Consider the following 22,336-nt stretch of genomic DNA (forward strand, 5'->3'; position numbering starts at 1 on the left):
TCTCGCTCACGGGAATCTCCTGGGGTCCGGAATCTTGGGGATCTACTTGGCGGCTGGGGTCAGGGACGCGATCAGGTCCTCGATCCGGCCCCTGATCTCGTCGCGGATGGGGCGGACGGACTCCACGCCCTTGCCGGCCGGGTCCTCCAGGACCCAGTCCTCGTAGCGCTTGCCCGGGAAGTACGGGCATTCGTCGCCGCAGCCCATGGTAATGACGACGTCGGATTCCTTCACGGCCTCGGTGGTCAGGACTTTGGGGACCTCCGCGGACATGTCGATGCCCACCTCCGCCATCGCCTCGACGGCGGAGGGGTTGATCCTGTCCGCAGGCTGGGAGCCTGCGGAGCGCACCTCGATGGCGCCCTTGGAGAGGCTGGTGAGGAAGGCGGCGGCCATCTGGGAGCGGCCGGCGTTGTGGACGCAGACGAACAGGACGGAGGGCTTCTTGGCGGATTCGGTGGTCATGGTGTTCTCCCGGGGTGTGGCGGTGGTCAAAGGGAAGCGGTGGCGGGGGTGAAGAAACGCTTTCGCGCCCACAGTGCGGCGTATACAAGTGCAACAAGTGCCGGCACTTCAATCAAGGGGCCGACGACGCCGGCCAGGGCTTGCCCGGACGTCACGCCGAAGGTGCCAATCGCCACGGCGATGGCCAGCTCGAAGTTGTTTCCCGCGGCAGTGAAGGCGAGCGTGGTGGTTTTGGCGTAGCCGAGGTCCAGCCATTTGCCGATCAGCATGCCGGCACCGAACACCACCACGAAGTAGACCAGCAGCGGAAGGGCGATCCGGGCAACGTCCAGCGGGCGGGCGGTGATGGTTTCGCCCTGCAGGGCGAAGAGGAGGGTGATGGTGAACAGCAGCCCGTAGAGCGCCCACGGGCCGAGCTTGGGAAGGAAGGTGCCCTCGTACCAGTCGCGGCCCTTGGCTTTTTCGCCGAGGGTGCGGGTGAGGAACCCGGCGAGCAGCGGGATGCCCAGGAAGATCAGCACCGAGAGGGTGATGGCCCAGAAGGAAAAGTCCGCGCTGGTGGTGGGCAGGCCAAGCCAGGATGGCAGGAGCTGCAGGTAGAACCAGCCGAGTGCACCGAAGGCCACCACCTGGAAAACGGAGTTGATGGCCACCAGGACCGCGGCGGATTCCCTGTCCCCGCAGGCGAGGTCGTTCCAGATCATCACCATGGCAATGCAGCGGGCCAGGCCCACGATGATCAGGCCCGTCCGGTACTCGGGAAGGTCCGCGAGGAAGACCCAGGCCAGGACGAACATAAACGCCGGGGCCAGGAGCCAGTTGATCACCAGGGAGGAGATCATGAGCTTCCTGTCACCGATCACGCGGCGGGTCTGGTCGTAGCGGACCTTCGCCAGGACCGGGTACATCATGACCAGCAGGCCTGCGGCGATGGGCAGCGACACTTCGCCCACCTTGACGGCTTCCAGGGCTGTGTTGAGGCCGGGGACCAGGTTTCCGAGCAGGAGGCCGAGGGCCATAGCGGCGATGATCCATACGGGGAGGAAGCGATCGAGGGTGGAGAGTTTGCCGACGACGGCCTCTTCCCCTTGGGTGGGCGGTATCTCGGTCCGGGTGCTCACGGGTCTCCTGCGCTGCTCGGTAATAGATTGATGAAAGTCGATATAGGAAGTATTGCCAGCTATATCGATGAATGTCAATCTATGTGCATAATGGGTGTCATGAACCTCCTCCACACTGCTGCTCCCGCCGTCGACGCTTCATGCTGCGTTCCCTCGGACAAGCCGGTGCTGGGCAGCGAAGAGGCCCAGCGGAAAGCCCTGGTCTTCAAGGCCCTGGCCGATCCCAACCGCCTGCGTTTGCTGTCCATCGTTAGGGCGGAGGAATCGGGGGAGTCCTGCGTCTGCGATCTGACGGAGCCCCTGGACCTGGGGCAGCCCACCGTTTCCCACCACCTGAAGATCCTGGTGGAAGCCGGGATCCTGCACCGGGAAAAGCGCGGCACCTGGGCCTACTACTCACTGGTGCCCGGCGTGATGGACGACATCGCCGGCATTCTTTCAGCGCTGTAACGGCGCCTCCGGATGAACTGCGCTGAACTCAGCCGCGCCGGTGGTGGTCCGTCCGGCGCATTCGCACGGCCACCAGCACGCCGGAGGCCGCGGTGATGGCAGCAACCGCAAGCACAGCCGCCGGGATGCCGTAAGCATCGGCAAGCACCCCGGAAAGCAGGGCCCCCACAGCGAAGCCGCCGTCGCGCCACAGCCGGTAGATTCCCACGGAACGTGCCCGCCAGAGTGGATGGGCGACGTCGCCAATCGCCGCGAGGAGCGTGGGATAGACCATGGCCAGTGCCGCGGCTTGGACCAGCATGCCTCCGGCGATGAGCGGTTTGCGGCCGATGCGGTCCGAGAGGGGGCCCGTGACCATTTGCCCCGCACCCCACACGGCCGGGTAGGCCGCGGCGAGGATGCCGATGTGTTCAATACCGAGTCCCGCCGCGGCGAAAAGGACAGGAAACAGCCCCCAGGTCAGGCCGTCGTTGAGGTTGTTCACCAGGCCGGCCTGGCTGATGGAGGACAAGGACCTGTCCCGGAAGCTGGTGAGCGTAAAGACTTCCCGGGTGCCCAGGCCGGCCCCTGCTTCCGCATGGATGGAGACATGGCCCGCGGCCTCGGCCTTGGCGTGGTGGTGTGTCTCGCGCACTGTCAGTACGGACAGCCCCAACCCTATGGCGATGAAGGCTGCGCCAAGCAGGAACGGCCAGGGCCGCAGGCCGAAGCTTGAGGCGATGTAGCCGGTGGCCAGCGCAGTGCCGGCAACGCCGAGGTAGCCGGCGGCTTCGTTGAGTCCCATGGCCAGTCCCCGGCGTTCGGGGCCCACAAGGTCCATCTTCATCATCACCGTGGTGGACCACGTGAGGCCCTGGCTGATGCCCAGCACCACGTTGGCCGCGACGATCAGGCCCCAGGAATCACCAAAGATCAGCAGGAGCGGGACCGGGAGTGCAATGAGCCAGCCCGCCACAAGCACAGGTTTCCGGCCGTAGCGGTCCGAGAGTGTTCCGGCGAAGTAGTTGGTGGCAGCTTTGGCCACACCGAACGCAACGATGTACGTCAGGGCTGCCGTGTACTGGCCCAGGCCAAAGACCTGGTCTGCAAGCAGTGGCAGCACAGTGCGCTCTTGGCCCAGCGTGCCGCCCACCAGGGCGTTGACTGCCACCAGGAGCATGAACTGGGCCAGGTTTTGCCTAAGCCCCAGCACGGTACCGGCCGATCCCCGGCCATGGCGCGGGAGGATGCTGCCCTCCATGCGGAGTGCTCCGTTCGTCGTGGGGACAGAATTCGGGGGGACATAAGGTTGCCCGGGTGCGCGCGGGGGCGCGCACCCGGGCTGCCCGGGCCGGAGGGGGGACCAGCCCGGGCGGTCTTAGGGGTTTACTTAGCTGAGACGGCGTTCTGTCGCGTCTGCTGCCAGGCGTTCCAGGCGGCGTAGCTGCCGTCGAGTTCGACGACGTCGTACCCGGCCCGGCGCAGGGCGCTGGCTGCCACGGAGTTCCGGACGCCGGACTGGCAGTAGGTGACGATTGTTCCGTTGGCCGGCAGTTCGTCCAGGTGCCACATGACGCGGCCGCCGCTGAGCTGGTGGGAGCCGGGGATGTGCCCGGCGGTGTGCTCGGTTTTGTTGCGGACGTCCAGGACCATGGCGGCGTCAAATCCGTCGAGTTCCTCGGGCTGGATGAGCTTGGGGGTTGCCGTGGGGAGCCCGTCGATGCTGGTGAGGTAGCCGGCCACGTTGTCGATGCCGATGCGGACCAGGTGGTCCCACATGTCCATGGCGGCTTCCTGGTCCGGTGCCAGCAGTACCAGCGGGTTCTTGTCCGTCTCGGGGTTCACCACCCAGGCGCCGTAGCTGGCCACGGACTTGCCTGCCGGCACGTTCAGGGAGCGGGCTACCGTGCCTTCGTGGACCTCGCTGTTGGAGCGGGTGTCGATGAAGGTCAGGGTGTCCTCCGCCAGGCCTGCAGCAACGATTCCGGGTGCGAGCTCGGGCAGCGGGGTGCGTTCGCCCATGATGGCCGGGCCTTCACGGTTCTCGCGCTTCATCCGGCCGAAGTAGGCGTGGGCGTCGGGCTGGCCGTCGAGGAGTTCGTTGATGAAGCCCTGTTCGTCGTTGGCGGCGAGGTAGGGGCCCCACCAGGCGTAGAGGCGCTCGTAGCCCACGGTGGAGGAGGGGATGGCGCCCAGGGCCTTGCCGCAGGCGCTGCCGGCGCCGTGGGCGGGGTGGACCTGGACGTAGTCGGGGAGGGTGAGGAACTTGTCCCGCAGGCTGGCGAAGAGCTGCTTGGCCCCTTCGAAGCGGGTGTCGATGCCGCCGGCTGCCTCGTCCAGCAGGTCCGGCCGGCCCAGGTCGCCGGAGAAGACGAAGTCGCCCGAGAGCAGGTAGCCGGGCTGGTCGCTGAAGGCGCCGTCGGTCACCAGGAAGGACAGGTGCTCGGGGGTGTGGCCGGGGGTGTGGAGGGCCTTGATGGTGATGTTGCCCAGGGTGATGGCGTCGCCGTCGTAGAGGCGTTCGCCGTCGAATTCGTACTGCCAGTCCGGTCCGCCCTCGCCGGAGACGTAGATCTTCGCGCCGGTGGCGGCGGCCAGTTCACGGGTGCCGGAAAGGTAGTCGGCGTGGATGTGGGTTTCGGTGACGGCAACGATCTTCATGCCGTTCTTTGCGGCAAGATCCTGGTACACCGCGATGTCGCGGCGGCCGTCCACCACGATGGCTTCACCCTTGGCCTGGCAGCCAATCAGGTAGCTGGCCTGGGCGAGGTCTTCATCGTAAATACGCTCGATAAGCATCTGGTGCTCTCCTTCGTGGAGTAGGTGTTTGGGGGAGGTGTTGATTCAAGTGTAATACCCCTGGGGGTATACCGCAACGAGGGATATGCGCGGGCAATCCGTGCCTGGGTCAGGCGGGCTGCTGGGCTGTATCAGCCCGGAGTTTGTCCATATCCAGGTTCTTGACGGCCTGGATGACTTTTTCCAGGCCGGTGGCGTTGAGGGCTCCGGGCTGGGAGAAGACCAGTGTCTTGTCCTTGAAGGCCATCAGCGTGGGGATGGAGGTGATCTTCGCTGCTGCGGCAAGCGCCTGTTCGGCTTCTGTGTCCACCTTGGCGAAGGTGATGTCCGGGTGCCGTTCGGCGGCCTTCCCGTAAGTGGGGGCGAACATGCGGCAGGGGCCGCACCAGGCTGCCCAGAAGTCAACGAAGACGATCTCGCTGTTCTCCAGGGTCTCGGCGAAGCTCTGTTCGGTGACGTCGATGGTTGCCATCGTCTTTCGTGTCCTTTCGGGCGTTGTGGTGGCGGGAGGTTGCAGAATTGCAGGGGTCAGGCGGTGGGGAGGCCGGCGCGGGTCCAGGCGATCATTCCGCCGGCCATGGTGTCCGCGGTGAAGCCAGCTCCGTTGAGGGCGTCGGCCACGCGGGCTGAACGGTTGCCGCTGCGGCAGACCGTAATGACGGGGACGGCGGGGTCCAGTTCGGACAGGCGTGCCTGCAGCTGGCCCATGGGGATGTGCAGGGCGCCGGGGATCATGCCTTCCTCGACCTCGAAGTCCTCGCGGACATCGAGGATGCGGGCGGTGGAGCGACGCTGTTCTGCTTCGGTGATGGTGATTTCAGCCATGGTGTTTCTCCTTTGGCGGGGTCAGGCGGGTGAGGGGACGTTGCTGCGCCGGCCGGTGCGGTTGCGCAGGGGGCACGAGCTGATGAAGAACCAGCAGACGCCCGCGGTTGCTGCCGTCAGGGCTGCGACTCCGGCGGCGATGAACCACCGCAGGTCGGCAGGGGCCTGCTGGATGAGGACGAAGGTTCCCATCGCCAGGACGAACCAGCCGAACGCCTTGCGCAGGGCGGCTTCGGGGATGCGGCCGGCGAGTTTGGAGCCGGCCAGGGTGCCAACGATGGCAGCCGCGGTCACGCCGAGGGTGATGCCCCAATCGAGCTGGACCGTGGTGAGGTATCCGGCGAGCCCGGCGAAGGACTTCATGGCGATGACCACCAGGGAGGTGCCCACGGCAACGGACATCGGCAGGCCGCCCAGGAGTGCAAGGGCCGGGACCACCAGGAACCCGCCGCCCGCGCCCACCAGGCCGGTGACGAGCCCGACCACGGCGCCGTCCAGCAGCACCCTGCCCAGGGGCAGTTCGTGCTTGACCGGCGGCGCGCCGTCGTCGTTCTTCTTTTTCCGGCCGCGGAGCATGGCCACGGACGTGGCCACCATCATGATGGCGAAGGCGATGAGCAGGATCTGGCCGGGGATGTGCCCGCCCAGCAGCCCGCCGACGAACGCGCCGGCCATGCCGGCGGCGCCGAAGATCAGTCCGGTCCGCCACATCACCCTGCCGCCGCGGGCGTGGCTGAACACGCTCACCGCGGAGGTGACGCCGACGACGAACAGCGAGGCTGCGATGGCTTCCTTGGCCTCGAACCCGGCCACGTAGACCAGGATCGGGACTGTCAGGATCGATCCGCCGCCGCCCAGCACGCCGAGCGAGAGTCCGATGACCACCGAGAGGGCCAGGACCAGGATGAGGGTGAGGGTCATGATGCCTTGGCCTCGGCATTCACCTCGGTGTTGACGGGCAGGGCAAGGATGGCGCTTTCGCGGGTGGGCTCCTTGGCGGCCTTATTCCACGGCATGGCCGAGATGGCCTGGCCCATGGCGCAGGTGTTGGTGGCTGCGGAGAAGGTCAGGCCCGTGCCGATGACCCCGGCAAGCGTCCGGATCTTCGGGGAAACGAACTTGCCGCCGGCCAGGCCCAGGACCACCAGGGAGCCGGCCACAAGGCGGACCTGCCGCTCCAGGTCCCAGCGGTCCTTGCCCTTGACCACGTCACCGCCGGCAGCGGCGAAGCCGGGTGCGCCGCCGGTCAGGACGTAGGCGGTATCGATTCCGGCCTTGGCAAGGCGCTGGCGGGCCTGCTCGGCGCGCACGCCGGACTGGCAGACCAGGACCACGCGGGACCCCAGCCGGGCGGCGAGCTCATCCGTGTGCTCGGACAGCAACGGCAGCGGCACGTTGTAAGAGCCGCGGATATGCATGGACTCGAACTCCGCAGCCGAACGCACGTCGATCACCACGAGGTCCTGGTGCTCTTTGAACCAGGACTGGAGGGTTTCAGGGGCTAGTGCGGTAACGGCGGGTGCGGTGGAAGGGGAAGTCATTGCTGGCCTCTCGTTGGGGGAAGGTGAATACCCCACCGAGTATTACAGATACCCCGGGGGGTAGTCAAAACACCCCGAGGGGTATATAGTTGGAGGCACGAACCCACCTACGGAGACCTCATGGAACTCGACTCGACTGAACTGGCCCCAGTGGTCAACCGCCTCAAGCGCGCCCAGGGCCAGCTCGCCGCTGTGACGCGGATGCTGGAGGAGGGCAGGGACTGCAAGGACATCGTCACGCAGCTCGCCGCCGTATCCAAGGCGCTGGACAGGGCTGGCTTCGCGATCATCGCCAGCGGCCTGGAGCAGTGCATTGTCCGCGAGGACAGCACCATGGACAGGAAAGAGCTGGAGAAGCTCTTCCTTTCCCTGGCGTAACCACACTGGCCCCGGCCCGGGCCTTTAGGCTGGCTGATCCCCGCCACCGCGGGCAAACGCAAGAGGGGCACTGCACGCGTCGGCGTGCAGTGCCCCTCTTGCCGTGTCAGGTTTCAGCCGTTGATGACCTGCGGTACACCGAGGGCTTTGAGGCCCTCGACGCCGAACTCCAGTCCGTACCCGGACTGCTTCGCGCCGCCAAAGGGGATCCGCGGGTCCACGGCGCCGTGCCTGTTGATCCAGACGGTGCCGGCCTGGATCCGGCTTGCGACCCCGCGGGCTGCTGAAACATCCGAAGACCAGACGGAGGCGCCGAGTCCGACCTCCAGGGCGTTGGCCTTTTCCACCGCTTCATCGATGGTGCTGTAGCGGATGATGGGCAGTGCGGGGCCGAACTGTTCCTCGGCAACGAGCGGGTTGTCGTTGTCGATGTCCGCGACCAAGGTGGTGGGGTAGAAGTAGCCGGGCTGGTCCGGCTTTGGATTTCCGCCCAGCAGGACGCGTGCGCCGGAAGCCTTTGCTGCCTCCACGAGGCCTGCAACGACGTCGTACTGTGCCTTGTTCTGCAGGGGACCCAGGACGTTGTCCTCGTCGAGGCCGTTGCCCATGGGCATTGCGGCGGCGACGGCGGTGAGTTCTTCGCAGACGGCATCATAGATGTCGGTGTGGACGTAGAGGCGCTTGAGGGCCGCACAGGTCTGGCCGGTGTTCAGGAAGGCGCCCCAGAAAACATCTTCGGCGATGGCCTTGGGGTCGGCGTCGGGCAGGACGATGCCGGCGTCGTTCCCGCCAAGTTCCAGGGTGAGGCGCTTGACGGTGTCGGCGGAGGATTTGATGATGGCGCGGCCGGCAGCAGTGGAGCCGGTGAACATGATCTTGCCGATGGCGGGGTGGTCCGTGAGCCGGGCTCCTACTTCCCGGCCGCAGGAGACCACTGAGAGGATGCCTTCCGGGAGTTCCTCGTTCAGGACGGTGGCCAGCGCCAGGACGGAGAGCGGGGTGTTGCCGGAGGGCTTGACCACCACGGCGTTGCCCATGCGCAGGGCGGGGGCGATCTGCCAGATGGCGATCATCATGGGCCAGTTCCACGGGCCGATCGCGGCCACGACCCCGATGGGCTTGTAGTGGAGTTCGGCGCGGGTCTGGCCGTCGTCCACGATCGTTTCGGGCTCAAGCGGCAGGTTGGCTGTGGCGCGCAGCCAGGCCACGCAGGCACCCACTTCGAACCGGGCGTTGGGGCCGTTCAGGGGTTTGCCCTGCTCGCGGGAGAGCAGCTGGGCGAGTTCCTCGGCGGAACGTTCGACGGCGTCGGCTGCTTTGAGGAGCGCGGCCGACCTCGCGCTGTGGCCCAGCGCCGCCCACGCCGGCTGCGCTTCCTGTGCGGCGGAGACTGCCGCCTCGAGGTACTCGAGGCTGTGGACGGGGGCTTCGCCTACGGGCTCTCCCGTGGCGGGGTCCAGGATGGTCCGGCCGGTACCGGGTTCGGCAGAAACGGACGCCAGAAGCGCATCGTAGGTTTCCATGGTGTACTCCACTTCGAGTAGGCAAGGACGCCGGCCGGTTGGCCTGGCGGGTTGCTTTCCAGTGTGCTGTACGCCCGATCCGGGCCTCTTGTGTTTGGGCGCAGGGCCCTTGACGTGGAGGGAACAGCCTAGAGCCGGCGTCAGCTCCTCCCCCCTGCCCCCGTCAGGAGCGGCGGCCCGGAGCGAAGTCCAGCAGGACCTTGCCGGAGCCTGCCGAGTTCCTGGCGGTCTCAAAGGCCTCGAGCCCGCGTTCCAGCGGGAACACGTGCGTGATGACCGGGTCCACGAAAAGTGACCCATCGCCCAGCGCGGAAATGACGCCATCGATCTCGTCGTTGAACCTGAATGATCCCAGAAGTTCGAGTTCCCGTGTGATGGCCAGTGAAATAAGTACAGGCTGGGGACCGGACGGCAACAGCCCCACCATCACCACTTTGCCACCACGAACCGTTCCCTTGATGGCCGTAGCCAGTCCATGGTGGGAGCCGGAGGACTCGATCACCACATCGGCTTGGACCTCTGCCAGTGCTTCGCTGTCTGTTGCTTCCAGGACTTCGTCAGCGCCAACTGCCTGTGCTATCTCCAGGGGTTTGCGGTGCAGGTCGGTGGCAACAATGCGGGCTGCACCAGCGCGCTTAAGCACGGCGACGGCCAGCGCTCCGATGGGACCGCACCCCACCACCAAGGCGGTCTTTCCCCTAACGTCACCGGCGCGGGCCACGGCGTGCCAGGCAACGCTGGCCGGTTCAATCAACGCCGCTGTCTTCAGATCCAGGCCAGGGGGCAGGGCCCGCAGCATCCGCGATGGCAAGGTGGCGTAGCGGCTGAAGGCACCGTCCGTATGCGGGTACCTTGCGGCGCTGCCCAGGTAGGTGCAGCCGGGGGACAGGTTCGGCCTGTCGTGGGGATACCTGGCAGGGTCCGGACCGGTTCCCGGGCCAGGGGTGGCCGGATGCACGGCCACAGCTGCCCCCTCGGGTGGACCTGAACCGTCCGCTGCCGCGCGTACCACCACGCCAACAATCTCGTGTCCCAGCACCATCGGTGCCTTCAGGACGGATTCTCCGGCGGCGCCGTGCAGCCAGTAGTGCAGGTCGGAGCCGCAGATGCCGCCGTAGGCAATCTCGACGACGGCCTGGTCCGGAGTGGGTGAAGGGAGCGGAATGTTGTCAATGCGAAGGTCGCCTGCCGCGTGGGCGACGACGGCGGGACTGGCCGCGGGAAGTCCGGACGGGTAGCGCCGGCCGGCTGCAGGAGCATCAGGAACGGCGTGCATCAGACCACCACCGTCATTCCGCCATCAATGAAGATTGTCTGTCCGTTCACGAAGTCCGAACCGCTGGAGGCCAGCCAGACTGCGGGTCCGGCGAGGTCGCGGACGGTGCCCCAGCGGTGCGCGGGGGTTCTCCCCAGGATCCAGGAGTTGAACTGTTCATCGTCCACCAGGTTCTGGGTCATTTCGGTATGGATGTACCCAGGGGCGATGGCATTGACCTGCAGGCCCGAAGCCGCCCATTCCGCCGTCATGGCGCGGGTGAGGTTTCGCAGGCCGCCCTTGGCGGCAATGTAGGGCGCGATAGTGGGCCGGGCCAGGTCGGCCTGGACGGAGCAGATGTTGATGATCTTGCCGCGGCCGCGGGGGATCATGAAGCGCGCGGCCGCCCGGCCCACGAGGAAGGCGCTGGTGAGGTCCGTGGTGATGACCCTTTCCCAGTCCTCGACGTCCAGGTCAAGCATGGCCACCCGGTGCTGGATTCCGGCATTGTTGACCAGGATCTCCAGCGGACCGACGTTCTCCTCCACCCACGCCACCGCACGGCCCACGTCTGCGTCCTTGGTCACGTCGAAGGCGCAGCTGTGGATACGGCCGGGTGGGAAATCGGCGGACATGGAGGTTTCTGCAGCCTTGAGGCGGTCCGCATCCATCCCGTTCAACACCACCGTTGCACCGGCATCCGCCAAGGCCCGGGCAAGGGCGTTGCCGATTCCCCGGCTGGAGCCGGTAATGAGGGCCGTACGCCCGGTCAGGTCGAAAAGTGAAGTCATGGTGCAGTCTCCTTGGCCGTTTCGGTTCCGCTGTGGGAAGCGTCTGTGGTGCTGAGGTTCGCAATGGTCTGACGCACCACAGCCAGGTCGAGGTCCCCCAGGCCTTGGGCGAGCAACTGCGCATAGAGTTCTCTCCCGGCGGACGCCATCGGCGTAGCGGCACCGACGCTCAGTGCACTCTCCAGAACAAAAGACAGGTCCTTGTGCATGAACTTGGCCGGTCCTGTGGGCGTGTAGTCCTTTGTTGCCAGGCGGGGGCCTACGATTTCGAGCACGCGGCTTGCAGCGAGCCCGCCGGAGAGCACGTCGAAGAGGGCCGTGACGTCCAGGCCGGAGCGTTCCGCAAGCTCGGCTGCTTCGGCGAGTGCCGCCGTCGTGGTGCCAACAACCAACTGGTTGCATGCTTTGGCCAGGGAGCCCGCCCCGAGGCCGCCGAGCCGCCGGACTGTTGCACCCATGGCCTGCAGTACCGGCAGGATCCGCGCGAAGTCCTCTTCCGGGCCGCCTGCCATGATGGCCAGGGTTCCTTGCTGTGCGCCGTGCGTGCCGCCGCTGACGGGCGCATCCAGCACTGTGGCGTTCCCGCCGCTTGCCTCGATAACCGCGCGGCCGAAGTCCTGGACGCCCACGGGTGAAACGCTGCTCATGACCACAACGAGCGTTCCCGGTTCAGGCGGCGAGGACCGCCATGCGTCGAGGAGCCCTGCCGCGGCATCTTCAATGAAGGAAAGATCGGGGAGCATAAAGATGATGACCGGCTCGTCCCTCAAGTCTGCCACCGTGGCGGCGCCGCTCCCGCCCAGCCGCAGCAGGTCTTCAACAGCGGCGGGGGAGCGGTTCCATCCCGTGACGGACCACCCCGCGCGCAGCAAGTTGGCGGCCATGGGAGCGCCCATCAGCCCCAGCCCGACAAACCCGGCACGCGGAAGGGTTCGTTCGGCGCGGGCAGGGGGAGTGGTGGAGGCGGTGGCGTTGTTCATGTTCAACCTTTGGTGACCGGACGGGCTGGGGGTGCTTGGCTGCTGACGAACCCTGGGGGCGGCCCCCGCAGGGGCCGCCCCCAGGGTTAAGGGACTTCTATTTAGCGTCCTCCACGAGCGCCAGGTCGCGGCCATTGGTTTCGGGAGTAAAGAATGTGGTGACAAAGGAGATTGCCGCCAGGACCAGTGAGTACAGCGCGGGAACCAGCCAGGAGTGGTTGGTCGCAGCGAGTAGCGCAACGCCGATCATGGGTGCGAACCCGCCGGCGAGGACTGCCGAGAGTTCACGGCTCAGGGCCACGCCGGTGAACCGGTGCTGCGAGCCGAAGAGTTCGGGCAGCATGGCGCATTGCGGGCCGAGCATGGACTGCACGCCCAGGGCGATGCCCACCGCCATCACTGCCCAGACCAGCGTGACGTTGCCCAGCGTAACCAGGTAGAACGCGGGCAGTGCGATGAGGGCCTGGAATAGTGCCCCGTAGCGGTACACGGGAACCCGGCCGAACCGGTCGGACAGGGCGCCGAAGACGACCACCATGACTGCTGCGCAGCCTGCGGCGATCAGCAGGCCTGTTGGGCCAATGAACTTGTCGCCCGGAAAGACGCCGGCCGGAAGGCTGATGAATGAGACCAGAAGCGCGGAGTAAACCGACGAGTTGCCGTTCTCGCCCATGCGCAGGCCGATCCCGACGAGCACATTCTTCTTGGAGTGCTTCCAGATTTGGCCCACCGGGTTCTTGACCACGGCTTTATGCTGTTCAAGTTCCTGGAAGACGGGGGTTTCCTTCAGCCGGAGCCGGATAAAGACGGCAATGACAATAAGGATGACGCTGGCCAGGAAGGGTACCCGCCACAGCCAGCCCAGCAGCACATCCCTGTCCGCGAGGGCCATCAGGGCGAAGGTGCCCGCTCCGAGCAGGGTGCCCAGCTGGATGCCCACGAAGGGCAAGGAGGCGAAGAACCCGCGGCGGCGTCGCGGAGCAACCTCGGAAATCAGCGTGGTTGCCCCGGCCTGCTCGGCGCCGGCGCCGAGGCCCTGGAGGATGCGGAGGGCCACCAACAGAACGGCCCCGAGCATTCCTGCCTGTTCAAAGGTGGGCAGGAGGCCAATGGCGAAGCTCGCCATGCCCATCAGGCCGATGGTGAGGATCAGTACCATTTTCCGGCCGAAGCGGTCTCCGATGTAGCCAAAGACCACCCCGCCGAAGGGCCTTGCGGCAAAGCCGACGCCGTAGGTGGCAAACGAGGCGATGACTGCGCCGCTTTCACCCAAGGGGGAAAAGAACAGTGGACCAAAGATCAGTGCTGACGCGAGGCCATAAATGTAAAAGTCGTAGTACTCCAGGGCTGACCCTACAGAGCTGGCAAGCGTTGCCCTTCGCAGCTGCTCCGGTTCGACGACATCGCCGTTCCTGTCAGTCTGCGGTGATTTAGTACGAGTTGTCACAGTAACTCCCTTAAACGCACTCCAGACCCTCGTTGGCCTGGTGGGATAGCAACGACACCTGTTGCGTCGATCACTATGCTGAACACAATACAGCAAGTTGAACAGACGGCAAGGGGGAGTGCGTTTGTGAAGGAGGCGCCGCCGCTACCCCATGGGGTTGCCCAGTGAGTGGGCGAGCTCCTGGAGTTCCTTGACCATCTGGGCACCCTGCTCGGGCGTGTAGGTGGCCTTGAGGGCTGTCACGGAAAGTCCCAGGCTGGGGCCGTGGGCTCCTCGGGTTGGTACGGCAACGGCCAGGCAGACCACGCCCGTGGTGGATTCCTCATCCTCAAAGGCGTAGCCCTGTTCGCGGATGGTCTGCAGCTGCGCCTTGAATTCGGCACCTGTGCGCAGCGACTTCGGCGTCAGCACCGGCAGCTCGGCATCATCAGGGAAAAGCTCCTCGATGTCATGGTCGTGAAGCCTTGCTATCAGCGCTTTGCCCACCGCACAGAGTGAAACCGGCATTTTGTCGCCGATGTTCGATGTCAGGCGCACGGCAGGATGGCCCTCGTAGCGGGCGAGGTAGATGACGTTCAGGCCGTCGAGCATGGCAATGCGAACGGTCTCGCCGGACAGGACGGGAGCCTGCTCGCAGTAGCGGTAGAACTCCTGCACTTCATCCAGCCGGCCGAGGTAGGCGGCGCCCAGCTCCACTAGTTTGCGGCCGAGGGTGAATTCACTGCCCTGCCGGTTGATGAGCCGTGCTTCCTCCAGCGCCAGCAGCAGGTTCGACGTGGATGATTTTGGGATGCCTACTTCACGCGAGAGGTCGCTGAGGGTGAGGCGGCCGGTGGCGGAGGAAGCCAGGGCATCCAGGACCGCAGCCGCCCGCGTGACCGCGGGGGCGGGAGAGGCGTTGCCCTGGTTGTCTGGTTGAGGACCGGAGTTGCGGGAATCGGCCATGATTCTCCTTCGGGTTGCCGCGGCATGACGAGCTGGTGTTCATTTGACTGAACACCATCCATCATAGGGGGCGCGCGTCATCGCGCCCCCCTATGCCAGGCGTACTCCTGAAGGCGGGGAACTCAGGCGACGTTATTGCTAAGGGTTCCGATTCCCTCGATCACGATGTCCACCTGGTCGCCCGGCAGGACTGCCACTGCGGTGCCGGGAGCCCCGGTCATCAGCACGTCGCCGGGCTCCAGCGTCAGCCAGGAGGTGACGTAGAGGAGGCACTCCAGCACTGAGGAGGGGAGGTTGGACGTCCCGGAGTTCGCTTGGGCCACTCCGTTGACGATGACGTCGATTCCCACAAGGTCCGGATCCGGCAGGTCGGTTTCTATCCAGGGGCCAAGGGGCGTGTAGTTGACGCCGGCCTTGCCCTGGAAATTCCGTTCATCCACCAGGCCCTGGTCCACGTTGGTCACGTCGTTGACGCAGGTGTACCCGAGGATATGCTCCAGGGCGTTCTCCGCCGTCAGTTCCTTCGCCTGTTTCCCGATCACCACCGCGAGCTCGCCTTCCACGTTGACCGTGCCACGGTCCCGGGCGGCCACCACCGGATCGCCGGGATTGGCGAGGGTGTGCACGGATTTATGCCATGCCTGGATGGGGAGGGGATGGTCGTTCAGTGTCCTGTTGTGTCCGATGCCGAGGACCACGGCGGGCCGGACCGGGGCAAGGAACACGGCGTCGGCGGCCGGGGTAGTGCGCCCGGTGTAGGTCAGGGGTTCCTCGAAGGGGTCGGCAATGTGGTGCCATGCCCCGCTCCGTTCCACCGCGTGCCGGGCGCCCTCTGCTGTCTTGATTCTTGCGATGCGCATGGGTCTCCTGATCGTGCCCCTGGGGCTTAGTAGAAGTGGACGGTATCCACGAGGTGGGGAAGGTCGCCGCCGTCGAGGAAGGACCGGAGGTTGCTGCAGAAGCGCTCGGTAATGAGGCGGTTCTCGGCTGCGCTGAGGGCCGATGTGTGCGGGGAGACCATGACCCTGGGGTGGTCCCAGAGAGGGCTGTCCTGCGGGAGGGGTTCCACGGCGAAGACGTCCAGGCAGGCGTAGCTGACCTGCCCGTTGTTGAGGGCTTCCAGCAGGGCTTCTTCGTCAACAACGGTGCCGCGTCCCACGTTGATGAACACCGTCCCGGGCTTCATTGCGGCGAAGGTTTCGTGGTTGAAAAGGTTCTCCGTGAAGGCGGTGCCGGGCAACGTGTTCACCACCGCATCAGCCGTGGCCAGCAGGGCCGGAAGGCCGGTGTTGTCCACCACCTGCTCGATGCCGTCGATGTGTTCCACGGACCGCTTGGTCCCGCTGACCTTCATCCCCAGCGCCCTGGCAATCCGTGCGGTCTCCAGCCCGATTTCGCCTAAGCCCGTGACCACCAGCGTGGAGCCGTTGACCAGGCGGGTGGGAATCCGCAGTTCGGGCCATGTTTTGGCGGCCTGGTCCTGCGCCAGTTCGGCGCTCCGTTTGAATCCGTTGAGTATTCCGAGCGCCGCGAACTCGGCGAGGGGCAGGGCGTGGACGCCGGCCGATGTGGTGATCTTGAACTTTTGCAAAATGTCCTGGTCCAGGCCGGAGGCCTTGGCGGCTCCGCCCGCCCCGGCGGCCATGGCATGGATCCACTGCAGCCGCGGATTCTCGCGGGCTATGCGGGCCAAACCTGCGGGGCTTTCGTTGGGGAAGCCATACAGCACCTGTGCGCTGTTGAGCATGGCCCAGTAGCGCTCTTCCTGGGCTGGAGTGCGCTTGAATGCCGGGTCGCCGGAGTGGTCGGCCGGGTAACGCTCGGGCGGCAGGAGTTCGGGCTCGTAGAGGACGGTAACTGCCGGGTCGACGGCGCGGATCTGTTCCACCAGCTCTGCTTCGAGCGGTACAGCGATCGCAAGGGTGATTGAGGGAGTCATTCGTTCACTATACTGGCTTGTGGCTAATATGCTGAACATCCTTGTTTGTATCCACAGGAAGCGTCACGCGTGGCAGGTTTATGCGGATTGTCACGCCGGGCGGCTGGTATCAGCGCGCGTAGGGGTCCGCGATGCCGATGTACTGGGTGGTGGTGTATTCAGCGATGCCTTCGGTGCCGCCTTCTCGGCCGAGCCCTGATTGCTTGACTCCGCCGAAGGGCGCGGCGGCGTTGGAGATGACCCCGGCGTTGAAGCCGACCATGCCGAATTCAATTTGCTCCGCTACCCGCAGCAGCCGGTTGAAGTCGCGGCTGTAGAGGTAGGACGCGAGGCCGTATTCGCTGGCGTTGGCCAGGCGGATGGCGTCTTCCTCGGTGCTGAAGGTGGTGACCGGGGCGACGGGGCCGAAGATTTCCTGGCCCAGGATCGCGGCACCGTTCGGAACGTTGCCCAGCACTGTGGGCTGGTAGAAGTAGCCGGGACCGTCCACAGGTCCCCCGCCAGTGACGGCAACTGCTCCGGCGTCGACGGCGGCGGCCACCAGGGCGTGCACGTCATCGCGCGCTCCGGCGTCGATGAGCGGCCCGACCTGGGTGGCGGGGTCGGTGCCACGGCCGGTGGCCAGCGCGCCCATGGCGGCGGCGAACCTCTTCGTGAATTCGGTAGCAACGGATTCCTGGACGAGGAAGCGGTTGGCGGCGGTGCAGGCCTCTCCCATGTTCCGCATTTTGGCTGCCATGGCCCCTTCGACGGCGGCATCGAGGTCCGCGTCTTCGAACACGATGAAGGGTGCGTTCCCGCCGAGTTCCATGGAGGTGCGGAGCACGTTCTGCGCAGCGTCGGCCATGAGGCGCTTGCCCACCGGGGTGGAGCCGGTGAAGGAGACCTTCCGCAGGCGGGAGTCCTTCAGCAGCGGCCCCGAGATCCCGGAGGCGCTGGAGGAGGAGACAACGTTCAGGACGCCGGCGGGGAGACCGGCGTCGAGCATGGTCCGGGCGAACAGTTGCGCGGTGAGCGGGGTAAGTTTGGCGGGTTTGATGACCATGGTGCAGCCGGCGGCGACGGCGGGTGCGACCTTGCGGGTGGCCATCGCCAACGGGAAGTTCCAGGGCGTGATCAGCAGGCAGGGCCCGACCGGTTTGTGCTGGACCAGGATCTTGTTCTTCCCCTCGGGTGAGGTGAGGTAGCAGCCGTAGTCGCGGACGGCTTCTTCGGAGAACCAGCGCAGGAACTCGGCGCCGTAGGTGACTTCGCCGCGGGCTTCGGCCAGGGGCTTGCCCATTTCCAGGGTCATGAGCAGGGCGAAGTCCTCGGCCCGTTCGGTCACCAGGTCAAAGGCGCGGCGCAGGATCTCCGCCCGCACCCGCGGCGCGGTCCGCGCCCAGGACGCCTGAGCGGCGTCGGCCGCGTCCAGTGCGGCGATCGCGTCGTCACTGGTCGCCGATGCGAGGGTGGCGAGCACCTCCCCGGTGGCGGGGTCGTGCACGTCGAACGTGCCGCCGTCGGACGCCTCCCGCCACTGCCCGCCAATCAGCAGGCCAGTGGGAACGGAGGCGAGGAGCACAGCCTCACGCTCCGACGAAACGGCAGGGGGCAGCGCAGGAGTAACTGTCATTGAAATAGTCCTTAAGAAGGGAGGGATCAGTAGCTGGAGGGGGTGTCGTCGTCAGCCTTCTGGACGTCGCTGGGCTTGATGTATTGCGCAGCGAGGGCTTCGGAACCCCTCGCCAGGAGCGCGACGTCGGCCCCCACCAGGATGAAATTGGCGCCGTTGGCCAGGTAGTGCCGGGCCGTGTCCGGGTTGAACGCATTGACTCCGGCCGGTTTCCCGGCTGCCTGTGCCGCGGACAGGCAGTGTTCGACGGCGGCGCGCACCTCGGGGTGTTCCTGCTGGCCGAGCAGGCCCATCGAGGCTGCGAGGTCCGACGGGCCTACGAAGATCGCGTCGACGCCGTCGACCGCCAGGATGTTTTCCACGGCGGCAACCGCGGCGTCGGATTCGATCTGCACGGTGACGCTGATCGTTTCGTTGGCCCGGGCCAGGTAGTCGGGCACCCGGTTCCAGCGGGCGGCCCGGGCAAGGGCCGAGCCGACCCCGCGGACGCCCTGCGGCGGGTAGCGGGTGGCAGCCACGGCGGCTTCCGCCTCAGCGGCCGAGTTGACCATGGGGATGAGCAGGTTCTGCACACCCAGGTCCAGGTACTGCTTAACCAGCACGGTGTCGTTCACCGGCGGCCGCACCAGGGTGTGGACAGGGTAGCCGTGGATGGCCTGGAGCTGGGCGAGGATGGATTCGAGGCCGTTGGGGCTGTGCTCTGCGTCCACCAGCAGCCAGTCGAGTCCGGATCCAGCACAAAGCTCGGCAACCAGCGGGCTGCCGGAACAGACCCACATCCCTGCCAGCGGGCGGCCGGTTTTGCCCGTTTGCCCGGCGAGGGCGTCGCGGAAGGTCTTTTCTATTCGAAGCGGCACGTGACACTCCCCAGGGGTCCGTAGTCTGCGTGGACAGTGTCGCCCTTGTAGACCCAGAGCGGGCGGGTGAAGGAGCCGGCGAGGATGATGTCCCCTGCTTTCAGGGAATCGCCGTGGGCGGCGATCTTGTTCGCCAGCCAGTGCACCCCGTTGGCCGGATGGTCAAGGACTCCGGCGGCCACGCCGGTTTCCTCCACGGTCTGGTTCTTGTAGAGGATGGCGGAGACCCAGCGCAGGTCCACGGCGTCCGGCTTCACCGGGTTGCCGCCGATCACCATGGCACCCATGGCGGCGTTGTCCGAGATGGTGTCCACGATGGTCCGGCCCTCCATCTCAATCCTGGAATCGAGGATCTCGAGGGCCGGAACCACGTAGTCGGTGGCTTTCAGGACGTCGAAGATGGTCACGCCGGGTCCCTTGAGCCCGTCCTTCAGGACGAACGCCAGCTCCACCTCCACTCGCGGGTGGGTGTATCTGTCCCACTCCACCGAGCAGCCGGTCTCGAGCACCATGTCATCGAAGATGGCGCCGTAGTCCGGCTCGGTGATGCCCGTGGCCGCCTGCATGGCTTTGGACGTGAGGCCGATCTTGCGGCCCACCAGGGTCCGGCCGGCCTCCTCGTTGCGGCGCCGCCACAACTGCTGCACCGCGTAGGAGTCCTCCACCGTCATCTCCGGGTACCGGGCCGTCAGGCGGGGGACAGGGGTGCGGGTTCGGCCGGCTTCCACGAGTTCGTCCGCGATTGCCTCAATCGTCCTGTCATCCAGCATGGCTACAGCTGCGCTCCCAGCTTGAACCCGGTCCGGTCATCTTCGGGGGATCCGTCCTTGCGGGTGTAGGAGAAGCCGTCGGCGCCCACGGTGACGGCCATTTCGCTCTTTTCCTCGCGCTCGATGACGGGCTGGGGGTTGCCGTCCAGGTCCAGGACCAGGGAGGCCTCGGTGTACCAGGACGGGACCACGGGGTTGCCCCACCAGTCGCGGCGCTGGTTGTCATGGACGTCCCACGTGATGGTGGGGTTGTCCGGATCGCCGGTGTAGTAGTCCTGGGTGTAGATCTCCACACGGTGGCCGTCCGGGTCCAGGATGTAGAGGTAGAACGCGTTGGACACCCCGTGCCGGCCGGGCCCGCGTTCGATCCGGTCGCTGATCCGCAGGGCGCCCATCTTGTCGCAGATCTGGATGATGTTGTGCTTCTCGTGCGTGGCGAACGCGACGTGGTGCATGCGCGGGCCGTTGCCGCCGGTCAGGGCGGTGTCATGGACCGTCTGCTTGCGGTGCATCCACGCGGCGTACGTGACGCCGTCGGAATCCTTGATGTCTTCGGAGACGCGGAAGCCGAGGTCCTCAAGGTAGGCGCGGCCGCGGGGGACGTCCGGGGTGACCTGGTTGAAGTGGTCCAGGCGGACCAGTTCGCCGGCGGAGTAGAGGTCGTAGCGCTGGGTGAGGCGCTCCACGTGTTCCACCTCGTAGAAGAACTCGTAGGGGAAGCCCAGCGGGTCCTCCACGCGGACGGAGTCGCCGATGCCCTTGGTGAAGCCGTCCTTGCGCCGTTCGGTGCGGCAGCCCAGTTCCTTGTAGTAGGCTTCGGCGGCGTCCACTTCGGCGGGGGACTTCACCCGGTAGGCGAAGGCTGCGACGGCGGCGATGGGTCCTTTACGCAGCACCAGGTTGTGGTGGATGAATTCCTCCAGGGAGCGCAGGTAGATGGCGTTCTCGTCTTCCTCGGTCACATGCAGGCCCAGGACGTCCACGTAGAACTCGCGGGACCTGGCGAGGTCGGTGACCACGATCTCCATGTAGGCGCAGCGGACGATGTCCGGTGCCGGGACGGTGGGGGTGGGAACGAAGCTGGTCATGGTGTTCTCTCTTCTTTGAGGAGGGGTGGGTGGCGGTTCAGGCGCCGAATTTGGGGGTGTGGACTGTGCCGAGCGTGATGTGCACGGCCTGCTGGTCGGTGTAGAAATCGATGGAGCGGTAGCCGCCCTCGTGTCCGAGGCCCGAGGCCTTGACGCCTCCGAACGGGGTGCGCAGGTCGCGGACGTTGTGGCTGTTCAGCCACACCATGCCGGCCTCCACGTTCTGCGAGAAGTTGTGCGCCCGGGTCAGGTTCTGGGTCCAGATGTAGGCGGCCAGGCCGTACTTGGTGTTGTTTGCCAGGGCGAGGGCTTCGTCGTCGTTTTCGAACGGGGTGATGGCCACGACGGGTCCGAAGATCTCCTCTTGGAAAATCCGCGCATCCGGGGCGACGTCGGCGAACACCGTGGGTGCGATGTAGTTGCCTTCGGGCAGGTGCCCGGGCCTGCCGCCACCGGCCAGCAGCCGGCCTTCGGACTTACCGATCTCCACGTAGGAGGTCACCTTTTCGTAGTGCTCCGGGTGGACCAGGGCGCCCACCTCGGTCTTGGGGTCATGCGGATCGCCCACCACGATGTTCTTCGCGCGGGCCGCGTACTTCTCGCAGAACTCGTCGTAGATGGCGCGCTCAACGAGGATGCGGGAGCCGGCGGTGCAGCGTTCACCGTTGAGGGAGAAGACGCCGAACAGGGCGGAGTCGATCGCGGCGTCCAAGTCGGCGTCCGCGAACACCACGCAGGGGGACTTGCCGCCGAGTTCCATGGACAGGCCCTTCAGGTTCGCGGCGGCGTTGCGGAAGATCGTCTGGCCGGTGGTGGTCTCGCCCGTGAAGGAGATCAGCGGGACGTCCGGATGCTTGACCAGCGCATCGCCTGCTTCTTCGCCGAGGCCGTTGACCAGGTTGAACACGCCGTCGGGCAGGCCGGCGTCCTTGAAGATGGTGGCCCACAGCGAGGCCGAGAGCGGCGTGAACTCGGCGGGCTTGAGGACCACGGTGTTGCCTGTGGCCAGGGCCGGGGCGAGCTTCCAGGACTCCAGCATGAACGGGGTGTTCCACGGCGTGATGAGGCCGGCGACGCCAATCGGCTTGCGGTTGACGTAGTTGATCTGCGAGCCGGGGACCTTCATGGCGTCGTCGAACTGGGCCACGATCAGGTCCGCGAAGAAGCGGAAGTTCTCCGCCGCGCGGAGGGCCTGGCCCTTGGCCTGGGTGATGGGCAGGCCGGTATCAAAGGTCTCGAGTTCGGCGAGCCGGGCCTCCTGGGCTTCGACGGCGTCGGCGATCTTGTTGAGAACGCGGGCGCGTTCGCGGGGCTTCATCTTCGGCCACGGGCCGTTGGCGAACGCTTCGCGGGCGGCGTCGACGGCGAGGTCGATATCCTCTTTCTGGCCTGCCGCGGCGGTGGCGTAGTTCCGGTTGGATACCGGGTCCAGGACGTCGAAGGTCGCCCCGCCCACGGAGTCAACGAACTGGCCGTTGATGTAGTGCTGGATATGGGTGGGAAGGTCCTGCGGCACGTAATGGGTGCTGGTTTCCGGTGCAGTGAACGTCATTGTTGTTTCCTTACTG

At 66.1% G+C, this 22,336-nt stretch carries 23 protein-coding genes; 2 read left to right on the top strand and 21 right to left on the bottom strand.

Features of this window, described 5'->3' with window-relative positions; all coding sequences use genetic code 11:
* Positions 1–42 precede the first annotated feature (42 nt).
* A complete protein-coding gene (locus tag IEX33_RS13775) occupies positions 43–465 on the bottom strand; it encodes an arsenate reductase ArsC (protein ID WP_188731069.1) in 423 nt (140 codons plus the stop codon).
* A 26-nt stretch (positions 466–491) separates the two neighbouring features.
* Positions 492–1,586: an ACR3 family arsenite efflux transporter gene (gene arsB, locus IEX33_RS13780; protein ID WP_188731071.1), complete on the bottom strand. Its 1,095-nt coding sequence runs from the start codon at positions 1,584–1,586 to the stop codon at positions 492–494.
* Positions 1,587–1,685: 99 nt separating this feature from the next.
* Between arsB and IEX33_RS13785 the strand changes: the two genes are divergently transcribed.
* Positions 1,686–2,036, top strand: a complete 351-nt coding sequence (locus IEX33_RS13785) for an ArsR/SmtB family transcription factor (protein WP_188731073.1) — start codon at positions 1,686–1,688, stop codon at positions 2,034–2,036.
* Positions 2,037–2,064: 28 nt separating this feature from the next.
* Here the strand turns inward: IEX33_RS13785 and IEX33_RS13790 are convergent, their stop codons facing one another.
* From IEX33_RS13790 to IEX33_RS13815, 6 genes are all read right to left on the bottom strand, one after another.
* The gene (locus IEX33_RS13790) at positions 2,065–3,276 is read right to left on the bottom strand and encodes an MFS transporter (protein WP_188731075.1); all 1,212 of its coding nucleotides are present in this window, start codon (positions 3,274–3,276) and stop codon (positions 2,065–2,067) included.
* A gap of 125 nt (positions 3,277–3,401) precedes the next feature.
* Positions 3,402–4,814, bottom strand: a complete 1,413-nt coding sequence (locus IEX33_RS13795) for an MBL fold metallo-hydrolase (protein ID WP_188731077.1) — start codon at positions 4,812–4,814, stop codon at positions 3,402–3,404.
* A 109-nt stretch (positions 4,815–4,923) separates the two neighbouring features.
* On the bottom strand, positions 4,924–5,286 hold the full coding sequence (gene trxA, locus IEX33_RS13800) for a thioredoxin (RefSeq protein WP_188731080.1): 363 nt from the start codon (positions 5,284–5,286) through the stop codon (positions 4,924–4,926).
* A gap of 56 nt (positions 5,287–5,342) precedes the next feature.
* The gene (locus IEX33_RS13805) at positions 5,343–5,639 is read right to left on the bottom strand and encodes a rhodanese-like domain-containing protein (RefSeq protein WP_188731082.1); all 297 of its coding nucleotides are present in this window, start codon (positions 5,637–5,639) and stop codon (positions 5,343–5,345) included.
* Between the two features lie 21 nt (positions 5,640–5,660).
* The gene (locus tag IEX33_RS13810; protein ID WP_188731084.1) at positions 5,661–6,560 is read right to left on the bottom strand and encodes a sulfite exporter TauE/SafE family protein; all 900 of its coding nucleotides are present in this window, start codon (positions 6,558–6,560) and stop codon (positions 5,661–5,663) included.
* Complete coding sequence (locus IEX33_RS13815; protein WP_188731086.1) at positions 6,557–7,180, bottom strand: rhodanese-like domain-containing protein; 624 nt, start codon at positions 7,178–7,180, stop codon at positions 6,557–6,559. Before IEX33_RS13815 ends, IEX33_RS13810 begins: the two co-directional genes overlap by 4 nt.
* A 120-nt stretch (positions 7,181–7,300) precedes the next feature.
* On the opposite strand from IEX33_RS13815, the gene IEX33_RS13820 reads away from it, so the two are divergent.
* Positions 7,301–7,558: a metal-sensitive transcriptional regulator gene (locus IEX33_RS13820; protein ID WP_066279770.1), complete on the top strand. Its 258-nt coding sequence runs from the start codon at positions 7,301–7,303 to the stop codon at positions 7,556–7,558.
* Positions 7,559–7,671: 113 nt separating this feature from the next.
* Here the strand turns inward: IEX33_RS13820 and IEX33_RS13825 are convergent, their stop codons facing one another.
* From IEX33_RS13825 to hpaE, 13 genes are all read right to left on the bottom strand, one after another.
* Positions 7,672–9,081, bottom strand: a complete 1,410-nt coding sequence (locus tag IEX33_RS13825; protein ID WP_188731088.1) for an aldehyde dehydrogenase family protein — start codon at positions 9,079–9,081, stop codon at positions 7,672–7,674.
* Positions 9,082–9,244: 163 nt separating this feature from the next.
* Positions 9,245–10,357 carry an L-idonate 5-dehydrogenase gene (locus IEX33_RS13830; protein ID WP_188731090.1) on the bottom strand — a complete coding sequence of 371 codons (1,113 nt, stop codon included), beginning with the start codon at positions 10,355–10,357 and terminating at the stop codon, positions 9,245–9,247.
* Positions 10,357–11,127: an SDR family oxidoreductase gene (locus IEX33_RS13835; RefSeq protein WP_188731092.1), complete on the bottom strand. Its 771-nt coding sequence runs from the start codon at positions 11,125–11,127 to the stop codon at positions 10,357–10,359. The genes IEX33_RS13830 and IEX33_RS13835 overlap by 1 nt, the downstream gene beginning before the upstream one ends.
* Positions 11,124–12,107, bottom strand: coding sequence for an NAD(P)-dependent oxidoreductase (locus IEX33_RS13840; protein WP_188731094.1), 984 nt, complete (start codon positions 12,105–12,107; stop codon positions 11,124–11,126). The genes IEX33_RS13835 and IEX33_RS13840 overlap by 4 nt, the downstream gene beginning before the upstream one ends.
* 97 nt (positions 12,108–12,204) lie before the next feature.
* Entirely contained in the window at positions 12,205–13,554 is a 1,350-nt protein-coding gene (locus tag IEX33_RS13845) for an MFS transporter (RefSeq protein ID WP_188731096.1), read from the bottom strand.
* Between the two features lie 144 nt (positions 13,555–13,698).
* The gene (locus tag IEX33_RS13850) at positions 13,699–14,499 is read right to left on the bottom strand and encodes an IclR family transcriptional regulator (RefSeq protein WP_066279747.1); all 801 of its coding nucleotides are present in this window, start codon (positions 14,497–14,499) and stop codon (positions 13,699–13,701) included.
* Between the two features lie 122 nt (positions 14,500–14,621).
* Positions 14,622–15,359: a fumarylacetoacetate hydrolase family protein gene (locus IEX33_RS13855; RefSeq protein WP_188731098.1), complete on the bottom strand. Its 738-nt coding sequence runs from the start codon at positions 15,357–15,359 to the stop codon at positions 14,622–14,624.
* A 26-nt stretch (positions 15,360–15,385) separates the two neighbouring features.
* Entirely contained in the window at positions 15,386–16,438 is a 1,053-nt protein-coding gene (locus tag IEX33_RS13860) for a D-2-hydroxyacid dehydrogenase (RefSeq protein WP_188731100.1), read from the bottom strand.
* Positions 16,439–16,547: 109 nt separating this feature from the next.
* On the bottom strand, positions 16,548–18,053 hold the full coding sequence (locus IEX33_RS13865; protein ID WP_188731102.1) for an NAD-dependent succinate-semialdehyde dehydrogenase: 1,506 nt from the start codon (positions 18,051–18,053) through the stop codon (positions 16,548–16,550).
* Positions 18,054–18,079: 26 nt separating this feature from the next.
* The gene (locus IEX33_RS13870) at positions 18,080–18,910 is read right to left on the bottom strand and encodes an HpcH/HpaI aldolase family protein (RefSeq protein ID WP_188731104.1); all 831 of its coding nucleotides are present in this window, start codon (positions 18,908–18,910) and stop codon (positions 18,080–18,082) included.
* Entirely contained in the window at positions 18,895–19,680 is a 786-nt protein-coding gene (hpaH, locus tag IEX33_RS13875; RefSeq protein ID WP_188731107.1) for a 2-oxo-hept-4-ene-1,7-dioate hydratase, read from the bottom strand. Before hpaH ends, IEX33_RS13870 begins: the two co-directional genes overlap by 16 nt.
* Before the next feature lie 2 nt (positions 19,681–19,682).
* On the bottom strand, positions 19,683–20,768 hold the full coding sequence (gene hpaD, locus IEX33_RS13880) for a 3,4-dihydroxyphenylacetate 2,3-dioxygenase (protein ID WP_188731108.1): 1,086 nt from the start codon (positions 20,766–20,768) through the stop codon (positions 19,683–19,685).
* A 37-nt stretch (positions 20,769–20,805) separates the two neighbouring features.
* Positions 20,806–22,320 carry a 5-carboxymethyl-2-hydroxymuconate semialdehyde dehydrogenase gene (hpaE, locus tag IEX33_RS13885; protein WP_188731110.1) on the bottom strand — a complete coding sequence of 505 codons (1,515 nt, stop codon included), beginning with the start codon at positions 22,318–22,320 and terminating at the stop codon, positions 20,806–20,808.
* Positions 22,321–22,336 lie beyond the last annotated feature (16 nt).

Source organism: Pseudarthrobacter scleromae (genome assembly GCF_014644515.1).
Taxonomy (GTDB): domain Bacteria; phylum Actinomycetota; class Actinomycetes; order Actinomycetales; family Micrococcaceae; genus Arthrobacter; species Arthrobacter scleromae.

What these genes read in the sequence shown, in the direction of transcription:
- IEX33_RS13775 (WP_188731069.1), bottom strand. Translation starts at nt 465, where the DNA reads ATGACCACCGAATCCGCCAAGAAGCCCTCCGTCCTGTTCGTCTGCGTC.
- IEX33_RS13785 (WP_188731073.1), top strand. Translation starts at nt 1,686, where the DNA reads ATGAACCTCCTCCACACTGCTGCTCCCGCCGTCGACGCTTCATGCTGC.
- IEX33_RS13790 (WP_188731075.1), bottom strand. Translation starts at nt 3,276, where the DNA reads ATGGAGGGCAGCATCCTCCCGCGCCATGGCCGGGGATCGGCCGGTACC.
- IEX33_RS13795 (WP_188731077.1), bottom strand. Translation starts at nt 4,814, where the DNA reads ATGCTTATCGAGCGTATTTACGATGAAGACCTCGCCCAGGCCAGCTAC.
- trxA (WP_188731080.1), bottom strand. Translation starts at nt 5,286, where the DNA reads ATGGCAACCATCGACGTCACCGAACAGAGCTTCGCCGAGACCCTGGAG.
- IEX33_RS13805 (WP_188731082.1), bottom strand. Translation starts at nt 5,639, where the DNA reads ATGGCTGAAATCACCATCACCGAAGCAGAACAGCGTCGCTCCACCGCC.
- IEX33_RS13810 (WP_188731084.1), bottom strand. Translation starts at nt 6,560, where the DNA reads ATGACCCTCACCCTCATCCTGGTCCTGGCCCTCTCGGTGGTCATCGGA.
- IEX33_RS13815 (WP_188731086.1), bottom strand. Translation starts at nt 7,180, where the DNA reads ATGACTTCCCCTTCCACCGCACCCGCCGTTACCGCACTAGCCCCTGAA.
- IEX33_RS13820 (WP_066279770.1), top strand. Translation starts at nt 7,301, where the DNA reads ATGGAACTCGACTCGACTGAACTGGCCCCAGTGGTCAACCGCCTCAAG.
- IEX33_RS13825 (WP_188731088.1), bottom strand. Translation starts at nt 9,081, where the DNA reads ATGGAAACCTACGATGCGCTTCTGGCGTCCGTTTCTGCCGAACCCGGT.
- IEX33_RS13830 (WP_188731090.1), bottom strand. Translation starts at nt 10,357, where the DNA reads ATGCACGCCGTTCCTGATGCTCCTGCAGCCGGCCGGCGCTACCCGTCC.
- IEX33_RS13835 (WP_188731092.1), bottom strand. Translation starts at nt 11,127, where the DNA reads ATGACTTCACTTTTCGACCTGACCGGGCGTACGGCCCTCATTACCGGC.
- IEX33_RS13840 (WP_188731094.1), bottom strand. Translation starts at nt 12,107, where the DNA reads ATGAACAACGCCACCGCCTCCACCACTCCCCCTGCCCGCGCCGAACGA.
- IEX33_RS13850 (WP_066279747.1), bottom strand. Translation starts at nt 14,499, where the DNA reads ATGGCCGATTCCCGCAACTCCGGTCCTCAACCAGACAACCAGGGCAAC.
- IEX33_RS13855 (WP_188731098.1), bottom strand. Translation starts at nt 15,359, where the DNA reads ATGCGCATCGCAAGAATCAAGACAGCAGAGGGCGCCCGGCACGCGGTG.
- IEX33_RS13860 (WP_188731100.1), bottom strand. Translation starts at nt 16,438, where the DNA reads ATGACTCCCTCAATCACCCTTGCGATCGCTGTACCGCTCGAAGCAGAG.
- IEX33_RS13865 (WP_188731102.1), bottom strand. Translation starts at nt 18,053, where the DNA reads ATGACAGTTACTCCTGCGCTGCCCCCTGCCGTTTCGTCGGAGCGTGAG.
- hpaH (WP_188731107.1), bottom strand. Translation starts at nt 19,680, where the DNA reads ATGCTGGATGACAGGACGATTGAGGCAATCGCGGACGAACTCGTGGAA.
- hpaD (WP_188731108.1), bottom strand. Translation starts at nt 20,768, where the DNA reads ATGACCAGCTTCGTTCCCACCCCCACCGTCCCGGCACCGGACATCGTC.
- hpaE (WP_188731110.1), bottom strand. Translation starts at nt 22,320, where the DNA reads ATGACGTTCACTGCACCGGAAACCAGCACCCATTACGTGCCGCAGGAC.